Source organism: Synechococcus sp. KORDI-100, assembly GCF_000737535.1.
GTDB lineage: Bacteria > Cyanobacteriota > Cyanobacteriia > PCC-6307 > Cyanobiaceae > Parasynechococcus.
Map to the genome: position 1 here is coordinate 323418 of NZ_CP006269.1, position 13619 is coordinate 337036.

At 53.5% G+C, this 13619-nt stretch carries 12 protein-coding genes; 8 read left to right on the forward strand and 4 right to left on the reverse strand.

The window, feature by feature from the left end; translation table 11 throughout:
* The first annotated feature begins 134 nt into the window (after positions 1 to 134).
* From gyrB to KR100_RS15540, 6 genes are read left to right on the forward strand one after another with little or no spacing between them, the layout of a single operon-like run.
* On the forward strand, positions 135 to 2102 hold the full coding sequence (gyrB, locus tag KR100_RS01545; RefSeq protein WP_038542638.1) for a DNA topoisomerase (ATP-hydrolyzing) subunit B: 1968 nt from the start codon (positions 135 to 137) through the stop codon (positions 2100 to 2102).
* The gene (locus KR100_RS01550; protein WP_038542639.1) at positions 2102 to 2440 is read left to right on the forward strand and encodes a hypothetical protein; all 339 of its coding nucleotides are present in this window, start codon (positions 2102 to 2104) and stop codon (positions 2438 to 2440) included. Before gyrB ends, KR100_RS01550 begins: the two co-directional genes overlap by 1 nt.
* Positions 2421 to 2801 carry a CrcB family protein gene (locus KR100_RS01555; protein WP_038542642.1) on the forward strand — a complete coding sequence of 127 codons (381 nt, stop codon included), beginning with the start codon at positions 2421 to 2423 and terminating at the stop codon, positions 2799 to 2801. The genes KR100_RS01550 and KR100_RS01555 overlap by 20 nt, the downstream gene beginning before the upstream one ends.
* Positions 2794 to 3168 (forward strand): CrcB family protein, encoded by a 375-nt coding sequence (locus KR100_RS01560; RefSeq protein WP_038542644.1) that lies wholly within the window; start codon positions 2794 to 2796, stop codon positions 3166 to 3168. Before KR100_RS01555 ends, KR100_RS01560 begins: the two co-directional genes overlap by 8 nt.
* A gap of 27 nt (positions 3169 to 3195) precedes the next feature.
* Positions 3196 to 3960 carry a glycosyltransferase family 32 protein gene (locus KR100_RS15535; protein WP_204207751.1) on the forward strand — a complete coding sequence of 255 codons (765 nt, stop codon included), beginning with the start codon at positions 3196 to 3198 and terminating at the stop codon, positions 3958 to 3960.
* Between the two features lie 45 nt (positions 3961 to 4005).
* Positions 4006 to 4761 (forward strand): glycosyltransferase, encoded by a 756-nt coding sequence (locus tag KR100_RS15540; protein WP_156097863.1) that lies wholly within the window; start codon positions 4006 to 4008, stop codon positions 4759 to 4761.
* A 1-nt stretch (position 4762) separates the two neighbouring features.
* Here the strand turns inward: KR100_RS15540 and KR100_RS01565 are convergent, their stop codons facing one another.
* The gene (locus KR100_RS01565) at positions 4763 to 5236 is read right to left on the reverse strand and encodes a glutathione peroxidase (protein ID WP_038542646.1); all 474 of its coding nucleotides are present in this window, start codon (positions 5234 to 5236) and stop codon (positions 4763 to 4765) included.
* Between the two features lie 72 nt (positions 5237 to 5308).
* On the opposite strand from KR100_RS01565, the gene mgtE reads away from it, so the two are divergent.
* Positions 5309 to 6766 (forward strand): magnesium transporter, encoded by a 1458-nt coding sequence (gene mgtE, locus KR100_RS01570; protein WP_038542648.1) that lies wholly within the window; start codon positions 5309 to 5311, stop codon positions 6764 to 6766.
* A 52-nt stretch (positions 6767 to 6818) separates the two neighbouring features.
* Positions 6819 to 7823 carry an RpoD/SigA family RNA polymerase sigma factor gene (locus tag KR100_RS01575; RefSeq protein ID WP_038542649.1) on the forward strand — a complete coding sequence of 335 codons (1005 nt, stop codon included), beginning with the start codon at positions 6819 to 6821 and terminating at the stop codon, positions 7821 to 7823.
* A 4-nt stretch (positions 7824 to 7827) separates the two neighbouring features.
* Here KR100_RS01575 and KR100_RS01580 read toward each other — a convergent pair whose 3' ends face one another.
* The 3 genes from KR100_RS01580 to KR100_RS01590 are packed head-to-tail and all read right to left on the reverse strand — an operon-like array spanning position 7828 to position 13614.
* Positions 7828 to 9393, reverse strand: a complete 1566-nt coding sequence (locus KR100_RS01580) for a tetratricopeptide repeat protein (protein WP_038542650.1) — start codon at positions 9391 to 9393, stop codon at positions 7828 to 7830.
* Between the two features lie 4 nt (positions 9394 to 9397).
* The gene (locus KR100_RS01585) at positions 9398 to 10321 is read right to left on the reverse strand and encodes an alpha/beta fold hydrolase (protein WP_038542651.1); all 924 of its coding nucleotides are present in this window, start codon (positions 10319 to 10321) and stop codon (positions 9398 to 9400) included.
* Positions 10318 to 13614, reverse strand: a complete 3297-nt coding sequence (locus tag KR100_RS01590; protein WP_038542653.1) for an efflux RND transporter permease subunit — start codon at positions 13612 to 13614, stop codon at positions 10318 to 10320. Before KR100_RS01590 ends, KR100_RS01585 begins: the two co-directional genes overlap by 4 nt.
* Positions 13615 to 13619: the final 5 nt, after the last annotated feature.

Genomic DNA, 13619 nt, shown 5'->3' on the forward strand with positions numbered 1-13619 from the left:
CCCTGACTGAAACGGCATCGCAGAGGCCTCTGTGAGCCTCCACGGGACGCCGGTGGTAATCTAAGCCTGCCTGGTCGAGGTATCGAGGCATTGAGGCTTCATAGAACCCTGTCTCCTGGATCAAGAGCTTCTGAATGAGCGACGCTTCCAAGGTTCAGAACGCCTACGGCGCTGAGCAGATCCAGGTGCTGGAGGGTCTTGAACCCGTCCGCAAGCGCCCGGGCATGTACATCGGCTCGACGGGGCCCCGCGGTTTGCATCACCTCGTCTATGAGGTGGTGGACAATTCGGTTGATGAAGCCTTAGCCGGTCACTGCGACGGAATTCTCGTTGTCTTGGGTGAGGACGGCTCCGCGTCCATCAGCGATAACGGTCGCGGGATTCCAACGGACGTGCATCCCCGCACCGGCAAGAGTGCGCTTGAGACGGTGCTCACGGTGCTGCATGCCGGAGGCAAGTTCGGCGCCGGTGGCTACAAGGTGTCCGGCGGTTTGCACGGTGTTGGTGTTTCGGTGGTCAACGCTCTCAGCGAGTGGGTTGAGGTCACCGTCCGCCGCCAGGGTCAGGTCCATCGCCAACGGTTTGAGCGGGGTGCCCCGATCGGCACGCTTCGTTCAGAACCGTTGCCCGCTGGTCAGGACGACCAGACGGGCACGTCGGTCTGCTTCAAACCGGATGCGGAGATCTTCACCGTTGGCATTGTTTTCGACTACGCCACTTTGGCTGCGCGTCTGCGAGAACTTGCCTACCTCAACGGTGGGGTGCGCATTGTTTTCCGTGATGAACGGGAGTCATCTCGAACGGCCGATGGTGAAGCCCATGAAGAAATCTACTTTTACGAGGGCGGTATCAAGGAATATGTTGCCTACATGAATGCGGAGAAAGATGCTCTGCATCCAGACATTATTTATGTCAATTCCGAGAAGGATGGCGTTCAAGTTGAAGCAGCGCTGCAGTGGTGTTCTGATGCCTACTCTGACAGCATTCTTGGATTTGCGAACAACATTCGTACCGTTGATGGTGGGACCCATATCGAAGGCCTCAAGACGGTCCTGACCCGCACCTTGAATGCTTTTGCCAAAAAGCTCGGGAAGCGTAAGGAATCTGATTCGAATCTGGCTGGCGAAAATATTCGCGAGGGATTGACGGCTGTGCTGTCGGTGAAAGTTCCGGAGCCGGAATTTGAGGGTCAGACCAAGACCAAACTTGGGAACACTGAAGTGCGCGGCATTGTTGATAATCTCGTCGGTGAAGCACTTGGCCAGTTTTTGGAATTCAATCCATCCGTGATTGGATTGATTCTTGAGAAAGCCATTCAGGCTTTCAATGCTGCGGAAGCGGCCCGACGCGCTCGTGAGTTGGTCAGGCGCAAAAGTGTTCTGGAGAGTTCAACACTTCCTGGCAAGCTTTCCGATTGCAGTTCCCGCGATCCTTCCGAGTCCGAGATTTACATCGTGGAGGGCGACTCTGCTGGTGGTTCGGCCAAACAGGGACGTGATCGTCGCTTTCAAGCGATTCTTCCGCTGCGCGGAAAAATTCTCAATATCGAAAAAACAGATGATGCCAAGATCTACAAAAATACTGAGATTCAGGCTCTGATCACTGCCCTCGGTCTGGGAATTAAAGGGGAAGATTTTGATGAAAAAAATCTGCGTTACCACCGCGTTGTGATCATGACCGACGCTGATGTCGATGGTGCCCACATTCGAACATTACTGCTCACCTTCTTTTACCGTTATCAGAAGGATCTTGTCGAAGGTGGTTACATCTATATTGCCTGTCCTCCCCTTTATAAGGTCGAGCGCGGCAAGAACCACACCTATTGCTACAACGAGGCCGATTTACAGAAAACGCTGGATGGTTTTGGTGAGAAAGCCAACTACACCATTCAACGCTTCAAGGGCCTTGGCGAGATGATGCCCAAGCAGTTGTGGGAAACCACCATGGACCCGACAACCCGGATGATGAAGCGTGTGGAAATCGAAGACGCGCTCGAGGCTGACCGCATCTTCACCATTTTGATGGGCGACAAGGTGGCTCCTCGTCGGGAATTCATTGAAACCCACAGCGCTGAGTTGGATATGGCTGCACTCGATATCTGATGGCTGCTGTTCGATTAGGTGGTGTTCGATTAGGCGGTGTTCTGCGCTGGAGTTGGTTGTTGGGGGTGGCTCTGATGGCCCCGGCGACGTTGCCGGCAGGAGCCGGTGAGATCCGCCAGCCCCAGATCCGCCGCCGTTCGCAGGGCACCGGACCTTTGCACACCACTCTTGAGGCTGATTTGCACCAAAGTCCCGTGGCGATGGCTCCGGCATTAAGCAACCTCGCCGCTGGAACTCCTTTGCGTTTGTTGCATCGCTGGGCTGGAGATGATGGTTGTGTCTGGTTCCACGTCCAGGAACTCACAGGGGATACGCGTCGTGGCTGGCTTCGGGCTTGATCCTGTTCTGGTCGGGCTCGGTGCTGTGCCCGGTGCTTTGTTGCGGCTGCGCGTTGTTAACCATATGGAGCCTATCGTTCCCCGGAAGCACTGGGGCACCTTCATTGTCAATGTGGTCGCCAGCTTTGGCCTCGGTCTCGTGATGGCGTTGCAGGGGTCTTGCGGGTCCGCCACCGGCATCACGCTGCTCTTTGGCACAGGTTTCTTCGGGAGTTTGAGCACCTTTTCCAGCTTTGCGATGGAGCTTCTCAATGAATTGCAGGCTCACCACTGGTTCGGGGCTGCTGCTCTGGCGCTTGCGTCGCTGGTGTTTGGCCTGATTGCCGCTGCGTTGGGATACACCATTGGCTCCTATGCCTGAGAACGTTCCTTCACCACTACGGTCTGAGTCTGAGGAAGTTCTGCTCGTCGCCGCAGGCGCTGTTCCAGGTGCGCTTGTGCGTTGGCAGCTTGCAGACATTGTTCAAGATCAACATCTGCTCGTGAACATTGTTGGTGCATCGCTCCTGGGCTTTCTGATGGGTTTGCCTTTTGCCCCCCGCCGCCAGTTGTTGTTGGGTGTCGGATTGTGTGGGTCAGCCACTACCTTCAGCAGTTGGATGTTGGCGGCCATAAAATACTTGAGTTCAGGTGATTGGGCTGCCGCATTGGGCTTGATCGGGCTGACCCTCGGATGCGGAGTGGGTGCCGCTGGTGCGGGCTTCTGGTTCGCTCGGCGAATCCTTTAATTTAATCAAGTCCCAGTGGGTTCAGAAGTGCATCAAAATCATAATTTTTTTCAGATTTTTTTGTCTGCAGAGTCTAGTTCCACAATTACTCTGCCCGATTTGATTGAAGCCGTATCAACTGAATCACGCTCTCATCTCCAGGGTTTTCACTACCGCCGTTGGGACATAATATCTCTAAGAAATCTTCTTTCATCTCATTTTGGCAGAGATGTTTTGCTCGCATTTGATTCTCTAAGGCCTTTTGCTTATAAGGCGGATTTGGGACGCTATTGTTTATTGTATCAATTTGGCGGCTGGTACTCTGACATTACTTTGAAAATTATCTCATCCACTCTGGCATCAGCTGGCCCTAATTCCGGGTTGTGCTTTTTTAGGGATTACGGTGAAGGCCTGCCTTCGCCCCATGCCAGTTCTTTTGATTGTCAGAACAGTTTGATTTATTCACCCGCGGGTCATCCTGTTATGCTGAAATGTATTGAGAAAATTCTTGAACATGTTCGCAAGAAGTATTATGGAACGAGTTCGACTGCTCCAACGGGCCCATCACTTTTAGGTAGTATTTTGGCAGGGTTTGGTGTGGATAATATCAAGCAATTAGGGTTTTTTCTCCCTCTTACTCAGCGATTTCTCAATCGCAATCTTGCATATGTCTCAAGTTCTGGTGAAATTTTGGCATGGCACAAGACGGCATGGCATCCCATGAGGCCAAGGGGTGGAGATATGGCTTCTTTAGGATTACAGGGGACGAATAATTATAATCAACTATGGAGGGAAAGAGCAGTTTATGTATGATCTTAAAATTATCAAATTAAGCTTTTTTAATTGTAACAGTGAAGCATGAGCTCTATATCGACAAAAAGTGATAATTTATTTCAAATATTCATTTCTGATGGGCAGTCATCTTTGCCTCCATCTCTTTTGTCATGTCAAGAGGATTTTATAGATCAGTTTTCTAATTACAACTATCATTTTTTCAACAAATTATATTTGCGTCAATTTATTGTTGAACATTTTTGTAAAGACGTCGTTGCTGCATATGATACACTTTTGCCCTATGCCTATAAGGCTGATTTAGGTCGTTATTGCTTGCTTTATGCATTCGGTGGTTGGTATGCAGACATTACGTTGAAACCAGTTATGACGGCAAAGGTTCCCTTATTGTCGTCCCCTGAAATTATTTATTTTTATGATTATGGAAATGGACCTTACCACTCTCTATATCATTGTCAGAATGGTTTCTTATATATAAAAAGAGGCCATCGCTTGATGGCGGAATGTATTGAAAAAATCTTAATAAATTGTCGCGAGAAATATATTGGTTGCACTCCGCTGGCGCCAACTGGTCCAGGATTGCTAGGCGAGAAATTGATTCATCATCTTGGTGAACAAGTGCATCATGGTTTCTTTATGCAACTAACCCCTTTTCACAAATACAAAAACAGGGCTTATGTTGGTCCTTCAGGGCACCTTATGGCATTACACAAATCCACTTGGAATCGCAATGCCTCAGAAGGGTCTTTGGAGGCCTTTGGAACCAGTGGCGTTAATAATTATATAGCGATGTGGTCTAGAAAAGAGATTTACGCTGTTTAGTTCACATCCCCAGTGCTAATTCAACTTTAGAAGTAATTTCTTCTGGAGTAACTTCACTTTTGAATCTGGCAATGACGATTCCATCGCGTCCCACCAGAAACTTCTCGAAATTCCAGGCCACATCGCCGGCTGGATCCATCTGGTTCAAGGTTGTGAATGGTTCTGTGGTGCTGCCCATGGCGTGGACTTTGTCGAACAGCTCGAAGCTGGCGCCATAGCTGGTTGAGCAGAAGCTCTTAATCTCCTCCAGTGTTCCCGGTTCCTGACCGCCGAAGTCGTTGCAAGGGAAGCCCAGCACCGTCAGTCCTTTGTCGGCGTAGTTGTCCTGCAGTGCCTGCAGGCCGGCGTATTGCTTGGTGAAGCCGCAGCGACTGGCCACATTCACGATCAACAGAACCTGTCCGGCGTAATCACCCAGAGATTTGGAATGTCCATCGGGTGTGGTCACGGTCACGTTGCTGACGCTGATGGCCATGTCCTTTGTCTTTGAGTGAGCGTGAGGCTAACGCCCTGAAGCCCCATACACTTGGTCGTCAGCTGAGGTCCGATGGCTGAAAGTTCTGGGGTCTCGACAGGCGTCACCGTTGAGCACCATATGCTCGCTGAGGTGGTGTCGCGTCAGCTTGAAGCCATGCTGGCCGTCGGCAATTACGACGCCGTCAAGCTGCTGTTGGAACCGGTTCAGCCGGTTGATATCGCTGAAGCCATTGGCAATCTGCCCACCACGCTCCAGGCGATCGCCTTTCGTTTGCTGAGCAAGGACGAGGCAATCAGTGTTTATGAATACCTCGGCACGACTACGCAACAAAATCTGCTCAGCAAGCTGCGCTCCAGCGAGGTGCTGGAGGTGGTCGAGGAAATGTCTCCCGACGATCGGGCTCGCTTGTTCGAGGAACTGCCTGCCAAGGTGGTGCGTCAGCTTCTGAGTGAGCTCAGTCCGGATGAGCGACGGGTTACGTCAGAACTGCTCGGATTCAAGGCTGAAACAGCTGGTCGTCTGATGACGACGGAGTTCATCGATCTCAAGGAACACCACCTTGCCCAGGAAGCGCTGGAAATCGTCCGTCGCCGTGCCCGCGATACGGAAACCGTTTACAGCCTCTACGTCACCGATGCTGAACGGCACCTCACCGGCATCCTTTCGCTCCGGGATCTGGTCACCGCAGATCCCATCACCCGCATCGGTGATGTGATGACGGCTGATGTCCTGAGTGTTCAAACGGATACGGATCAGGAAAAGGTGGCTCGCACGATTCAGCGCTACGACTTTCTGGCAGTTCCCGTCGTCGATCTTGAGCAACGTCTGGTTGGCATCGTCACCGTTGATGACGTGATTGATGTGATCGAGCAGGAAGCCACCCGTGATCTCTATGCGGCCGGGGCTGTTCAGGCCGGTGATGAAGACGATTACTTCGTCAGCAGCTTGTTCACCGTGGCGCGTCGCCGGGTGGTGTGGCTTGCCGTGCTGGTGGTGGCCAGCTTCTTCACGTCGGAGGTGATTGCTGCCAATGAGGACGTGCTGCAGAAGGTGGTGTTGCTGGCAGCCTTCATCCCTCTGTTGGGAGGAACCGGCGGCAACGTCGGTGCCCAGAGTTCCACCGTGGTGATCCGAGGTTTGAGCACGCAGAGCATCTCGACCCTCGGTCCCCTCAAGGCAGTGGGCCGCGAAGTGATGGCCGGAGCGCTGCTGGGCGTCCTGATGATGCTTTTGGTGGTGCCCTTCGCCTGGTGGAGAGGTGAGAGCGCCTTGGTGGGCATTTCCGTTGGGATCAGCCTTCTAGCGATCACGACCTTGGCCGCGACAGCAGGGGCTGCTTTTCCATTGCTGTTCGATCGGATGGGATTGGATCCGGCGTTGATGTCGACGCCATTCATCACCACTTGCACCGACGTGGCTGGGACACTCATCTATCTAAAAACGGCTGAGTGGCTGCTGAACCACCTCCCTAAGCTCCTACAAGCGGCAGGTATTTCTACCCAATTCGCTGCAGCTTTGGTTTTCTGAGAGCTTGTTTACGTTTCTTAGGAGTACTCTTTACATAACTAAATGAAGCGTCATGGCCCCCGCGACAGCCGTTGCTTCCAAGTCTGCAACGACCACCACCACACGCCCGATCAGCGTTGACGTTGACCTTGTTCGGTCTTATTTGCGAGATATCGGTCGCGTACCGCTGTTGACCCATGAGCAGGAGATCACGCTGGGTCGTCAGGTCCAGGATCTGATGGGTCTGGAGGCTTTGGAGGGAGAGCTGGAGAGCCGCGATGGATCGACCCCAACCCGTGACCAGCTCGCCAAAGCTGCTGGCCTTTCCTACTTGCAGCTCAAGCGCAAACTCCAGCACGGACGCCGCGCCAAGGAGCGCATGGTGGCTGCCAACCTAAGGCTTGTCGTGAGCGTCGCCAAGAAATACACCAAGCGGAATATGGAACTTCTTGACCTAATTCAGGAGGGAACCATCGGACTGGTTCGTGGTGTCGAGAAATTTGACCCCACCCGTGGCTATAAGTTTTCCACCTATGCCTACTGGTGGATTCGTCAGGGGATTACGCGAGCCATCGCCGAGAAGAGTCGCACGATTCGTCTGCCGATTCACATCACGGAGATGTTGAATAAACTCAAGAAGGGTCAGCGTGAGCTCAGTCAGGACCTTGGTCGCACCCCCACCGTCACAGAGTTGGCAGAGTTCGTTGAACTTCCCGAAGACGACGTCAAAGATTTGATGTGCCGTGCTCGTCAACCGGTGAGCTTGGAGATGAAAGTTGGCGATGGCGACGACACTGAGCTGCTGGAACTCCTCTCCGGTGATGGCGACCTCCCGAGTGATCAAGTAGAAGAAGACTGTTTGAAGGGTGACTTGCGCAACCTTTTAGGTCAACTGCCTCATTTGCAGGAGCAGGTTCTGCGCATGCGCTATGGCATGGATGGTGAAGAGCCGATGAGCCTCACCGGTATCGGACGAATTCTTGGGATGAGCCGTGATCGCGTACGCAATCTCGAGCGAGATGGTTTAGCTGGCTTGCGGCGCATCAGTGATCAAGTTGAAGCTTATGTCGCGTGCTAAATATTTAAAAACTATAGTGTCTTTTAATTATATTTGTAGCAGTATCGAGGGCGCAATCCCAATCATTTGGATTTTGACACCTCGCTAAATGTAATGTTGGATAAATTCTACATTTAGAACCACTTTGCCCCCATCTCCAATCGCAGGGGGAATTGAGTAAAACAATGCATTCAATTCCCAAGGCTCCGCATAGATGAGCAACAGCAGTATCAACAGTAACGATTAATCTAAGTTTTTCAATTGACCTTACTGTAGGCATCCAATCTTTTTCTAATAACTCTGCTTGGGATATGTTGATAAAATCCTTCCACGTATGAAGATCTGAATCAGAACAGAGTTGTAAACTTACCAATGATTGTGCATATTTTTTACTCCATTTAGCGGCAATTGGTATCAATTTCTTGAGAGGTACGTCTCTAATCCGTGCGGACCACTCTGGTTGAGCTTCACGATGTTTCCCTGCTGACCAAACAAGGCCGATTCCTGTTTTTTCTTTGTTGAAGTCAGGCTTTTTCAGGTAATTCCCGTAGCAGAGTCTTGGCTTAGTCTCGTTTGCCAGAACGATTTGAAGATTGCTAAGGCCCAAATGTTGGTCCCCATTCATCCATGCGAATTGTATATCCTGCGTCATGGTGTGCACTGAACAGTTGGACGGCAAATCAAAGCGTTGTTTAATAGTGTTTAATAAAGAACTCGGTAAATACAGTTGAAGATGCTCGCACTTTTTGCAAGCAAGATCGATCCAGCGCAGGTGTTGAAAGGTATCTCCATAGCCTTGGTCGTGCCATATCGTCAGCAGTCGAATATTTCGGCCATTCCATGTTCTTTGGATAAATCTTTCGTCTGTCCAGCAATTGCTGTGCATGCCGATGTTGGCAAGCAACAGGCAAAGGCTCAGATTATTGTCTGGATTGATCTGTAAGTCGTAAAGTCCAAGATTGACTAGCTCGAGGTGATGATGAACGCTCGCCTCGATAGAAGACTTGGGTTTTCCGATTGATTGAATCAAGTTGACGCGATCAATGGCTTTGAATGGGTTGCCTTTTAGAATTGAAAGTTCTTGACTTCGTCGAGCTTCGTGAAGTTTATTTTGTTGTCGAAGGCAAACGGCAAGGTTTGTGTAGCCATTGCACTCTGGGTTGTATTGAATAAGGTATTTTGCGCTTAAGTTTGCTTTTTGGGGTTCCCTAATAAAAAGCAGGGTCTCGCACAGGCTGCTGTAAAGGAGCGCGTTTTGAATTGATGTATTGTTTTGTATGGACAATCCTCTTGAGAGTAGACGCAAAGCATCCTTATCTTCTTGTTTTGCTAAGCTAATTAAAGCAAGATTGTTCAGGGTCCCACTTCTATTTGGATTGATCTGAAGGGCTATTCGATAATTTTTCTCCGCTTGATTAAACTTGCCTAGTCTTTGGTGCAGTCTGCCGAGCCGGTGAAAAAGTTCATCTTGTTGCAAGTATTGGGAGCATTTTCTATTGAGGATTTTGATTGCCTCTAGCCATAGACCCTGATCTTCTAGGTCATCAACAATTTCAATTGTATTCTCGATATCTTTAGTTTCTGTGTTCATTTCTTTAGGTGTTACACACTAACTTTAGGAGGATATTATTGACGATCTTTGGTTTTTCGTCGTGGGGGCAATGCCCGGCTGACTCGATCACATCGATGGAGTGAATGCAGGCGATTGTTTCTTTCCATCGTTGTGCCTCAGCGATAGGTTCCCAGGGATCGTCCTGACCCCAGATCAGGTTGACGGGTAGGTCCAGATCGGCCATGAGATCAGGAGCGAGGACGTCATCAAACAAGTTGATGAATCCTCGAAACGCTTCAGCAGCTCCCGGTCGTCGTGTTGGTTCATAAAGCAACTGCACCAAATCGTCGTCGACGTTCATTCCGCTGGGGTATGCCTGCTTCAGCACCTGACGAATCACACCGGGACGCGCAGCATTCCGGAACAGGGCCGTGCTCAACCAGCGTTGTCGCACCAGGGTTTTCAGCAGTGGCCGGATCCAGGCCATCCATGCTGGCTGCGTCGCCAGTTGTTTGTCATCCATCAGCCGTTGGGCGCAGTCGATCAAGACGAGGCCTTGGCACAAAGAAGGTTCTGATTTCTGTTTCAGCATCTGCGCGGCTTGCAGGGCGACGACACCGCCAATGGAATTGCCCACAAGTAGAACAGGCTGTTGGATGACCTCTCGGCAGAAGTCAGCCACCTGCTGACCCCAGAGATCAAAGCTGTAATGCACCGAGCCCGCTGTGTTGGGCTCATCCTTCAGGCGTGCCCTGGGCTGATCGCTGCGACCAAAACCCAGCAGGTCGATGGCATAGGTGGTGGCCTGTTCGGCCAGCACCGGTTGATTGAAGCGCCAGTGCCCAGTATTGGCGCCGAAGCCGTGAATCAACAGGACCGCCAGATCAGTGCTGCCCTGGGACTGACTCCTGGACCAGCCGATCGTTGCGTCCTGCCAGGTCCAGAGAAACGGCTCAGGTTCAGTCATGCCTCAGTGGGCAGATCGGTGGAGGCTTGATCGGTTGTTGGTCTTTCGCTTCCGAACAGCCGATCTTCCAGGTTTTTCACCACCACATAGAACGGTGGCACCACACCAAGGGAGAGCACCGTGGCCACCACCAGACCGCCGAAGATCACGGTGCCGAGGGACTGCTGACTGTTAGCTCCGGCGCCATTGGCCACCACCAGCGGCAGGAAGCCGGCCAGTGCGGCGATGGCTGTCATCAGGATCGGCCGCAGCCGCGATTCAGCCGAAGCCACCACCGCGTCGGTCGCGTTTATGCCCTGCTTCAGCTTCTGCTCCGCCACCTCAACAATCAGGATTCCGTTCTTGGCCGCCAGACCGATCAGGGTGACCAGTCCCACCTGGGCGTAGATGTTCAGATCGATCGAGCGAATCGCCAGGAAGGTCAGAGCCCCCAGCATCGCCAGCGGCACCGTGGCCAGGATGATCACGGGCGTGACGTAACTCTCGTACTGGGCTGAGAGCACCAGATACACGATCAGTACACCGAGACCGAACACCAGCAAGCTGGCGCTGCCGGCTGAGAGCTGGAGCGCTGCCAGACCGGTGAAGGCGTAGTCGATGTTGTTGAAATTGAGAGATTGGAACAGTTTCTGGATGGAGCTGAGGGCCTGGCCGCTGCTCTTGCCTGCGGCCGGTCCACCCTGGATCAGGACGGACCGGGAGAGGTTGTAGTGGTTGATCGTGGGGGGTGCGCTGCTGAGATCCGCCGTGGCGAACTGGGACACCTGCACCAGCTCACCATCCCGGGAGCGGACGTAATAGCCCAGTACGTCTTCAATGGTTTCGCGTTGATCCGGCGCTCCCTGCGTATAGATGTTGCGTACTTCACCGGCCTCGTAAGTGAGGCCGGTGTAGTTGCTGCCGGAGAGCGCGGCAATCGTGTCCATCGCCTCCTGATAGTCGATGTTGAGGGCACCCATCAGGTCCCGGTTGATCGAGAGACCAACGGCCGGAGAACTTGGGTTGAACTGGCTGTACACCTTCTGGAAATCGCCGCTGGCATTCGCCTCCTTGATCAGTTCACCGGCCATATCGGAGAGCTGGTTAAACGTGTAGGCGCCGTTGCTCAGGTCGTTGAACTGGAAGTAGAAGCCTCCCTGGGGGGAGAAGCCCGGGACCGCCGGAGGCCCGATGGCCACGGCCATGCCGTCGCTGAGCTCCACCAGCTTCTCGTTGAGGCTCTGGATGATGGCTTCAGCACTCTGGCTGGCCTTCTTGCGTTCGGAGAGCGGTTTGAGGCCGAAGAAGAACAGGCCCTGGTCCGGGCTGGAGCCGTTGAAGCCCGATCCGCTGATGATGGCGGCATTCTCAAGCTCGGGCTCTTCGCCGAGCACCTTGGCGATTGCCGAGGCGAACTCCTTGGTTTCGTTGAGTGAGGCACCGTTCTGCAGCTGATAAATGCCCAGGCCGTATCCCTGATCTTCATCAGGGATGAAGGCTGTCGGCAGGGAGCTGAAGGCGAACACGGTGAGGGCGATGCCGGCCGCCAGTCCCGCCAGGATCAGCAACCGCGCCTTGATCAGCAGCGCCAGGAGCTTGGCGTAGAACGCCTGAAGACGAGCGAATCCGGCGTTGAACACCCGGAAGATCACAACCAGATTGGCGCCGGCCAGGGCACCGACGACCAGCCCGAGGATGTAGGTCCAGGAGCCGAAGGAATCGGCACTGAAGTGACCGAAGGCCAGCCCCACGATCACGCCGATCACAATCCATGAGAAGCCGCGCGGTTCATTCGGCTTCTCCTTGGGCAGGATCAGGCCCGACAGCATCGGCGAAAAGGTCAGGGCGTTGAACGCTGAGATCGCGATCGAGAAGGCGATCGTGAGGGCGAACTGCTGGTAGATGATCCCGATGCCACCGGGATAGAAGGCCACCGGCACGAACACCGCCATCAGCACCAGGGCCGTGGCGAGCAGGGCACCGAACAGCTCACCCATGCATTCCAGAGCTGCCTCTCGGGGCTTCATGCCCTTCTCGATGTTGCTGGAGACGGCTTCGATCACCACGATCGCGTCGTCCACCACAAGGCCCGTGGCCAGCACCAGGCCCAGCAAGGTGAGCTGGTTGATCGAGAAACCGAAGGCCTTCAGGAAGGCAAAAGCGCCGACGAGTGAGATCGGAATCGCCAGGCTGGGCACCAGCGTGGCGCGCCAGTTCTGCAGGAAGACGAACAGGATGATCAGAACGAGCACGATTGCCAGTCCGAGTGCGTCGATCACGCCATCCACGGAGGCTTCGATGAATTCGCCGATGTCGTAGATCTGATTCACCGTCACCCCGGTTGGTGCGGTGGAGGCGAACTGCGCCATCTGCTTCACCACGGCATCGGACACATCCAGCGCATTGCTGCTCGGCGTCTGGAACACCCCGATCGTCAGGGAGGGGTGGTTGTTTTTATCGATCGCCTGAACGGAGTAGGTGTTGGTGCCGTAGCGCACCTCACCCACATCGCTGAGCTTCAGCAGATTGCCCGTCTCTGAGCGGTTGAGGATCAGGTTGTTGAAATCGTCGATCGAGGTGAGGTTGCCGTTGTTCTCGACCAGGATCGGGTAGGTATAGGCCTGATTTCCCGCTGCAGGTGGACCTCCCACCAGGCCCCCAACCGCGATGCTGTTCTGGGCCTGTACGGCAGACATCACGTCTTCTGAAGTGAGGCCGTTGGCGGCGAGTTTGTCGGGATCAACGAACAGCCAGAAGGCTGGATTGGCGCCGCCATAGACCGTCACGGTGGCAACGCCGTTGATGCGCGAGAGGGGGTAATAAAGCTGGTCGTAGATCAGACCATTGAGATAGCCCGCATCAAACTGCCCTTCGGTTGATCCCACTTCATAGGCAAGCAGGATCGATGGGGTGCTCTGCTCCACGGACACACCGGTGGCCGAGACCTGCTCCGGAAGCTGGGGCATCGCCAGAGACACCCGGTTCTGCACATTCACCTGGTCGATATCGATATCCGTGGTCTGGTCGAAATAGACGCTGACCGTGCTGTTCCCCAACATGTCGCTGTTGGAGGTGATGTAACTCATGCCGGGCACGCCGTTGATCTGCTGTTCCAGCGGATTGGTGACGGCCTGCTCGGTCACTTCGGCATTGGCACCGCCGTACACAGCCGACACCTGAATCAGGGGGTTGGCGATGTTGGGAAGGTTCGCGATCGGCAGGGTCGGGATGGCGATCACACCAACCAGCACGATCAAGATGCTGCAGACGGTTGTGAGAACAGGGCGCTTGATGAAGTTGTCGGAAAAGGACATCGCGC

Coding starts and splice junctions, on each gene's coding strand:
- KR100_RS01560 (WP_038542644.1), top strand. CDS start 2,794: ATGCCTGAGAACGTTCCTTCACCACTACGGTCTGAGTCTGAGGAAGTT.
- KR100_RS01565 (WP_038542646.1), bottom strand. CDS start 5,236: ATGGCCATCAGCGTCAGCAACGTGACCGTGACCACACCCGATGGACAT.
- KR100_RS01550 (WP_038542639.1), top strand. CDS start 2,102: ATGGCTGCTGTTCGATTAGGTGGTGTTCGATTAGGCGGTGTTCTGCGC.
- KR100_RS01580 (WP_038542650.1), bottom strand. CDS start 9,393: ATGAACACAGAAACTAAAGATATCGAGAATACAATTGAAATTGTTGAT.
- KR100_RS01590 (WP_038542653.1), bottom strand. CDS start 13,614: ATGTCCTTTTCCGACAACTTCATCAAGCGCCCTGTTCTCACAACCGTC.
- KR100_RS01575 (WP_038542649.1), top strand. CDS start 6,819: ATGGCCCCCGCGACAGCCGTTGCTTCCAAGTCTGCAACGACCACCACC.
- KR100_RS01585 (WP_038542651.1), bottom strand. CDS start 10,321: ATGACTGAACCTGAGCCGTTTCTCTGGACCTGGCAGGACGCAACGATC.
- mgtE (WP_038542648.1), top strand. CDS start 5,309: ATGGCTGAAAGTTCTGGGGTCTCGACAGGCGTCACCGTTGAGCACCAT.
- gyrB (WP_038542638.1), top strand. CDS start 135: ATGAGCGACGCTTCCAAGGTTCAGAACGCCTACGGCGCTGAGCAGATC.
- KR100_RS15540 (WP_156097863.1), top strand. CDS start 4,006: ATGAGCTCTATATCGACAAAAAGTGATAATTTATTTCAAATATTCATT.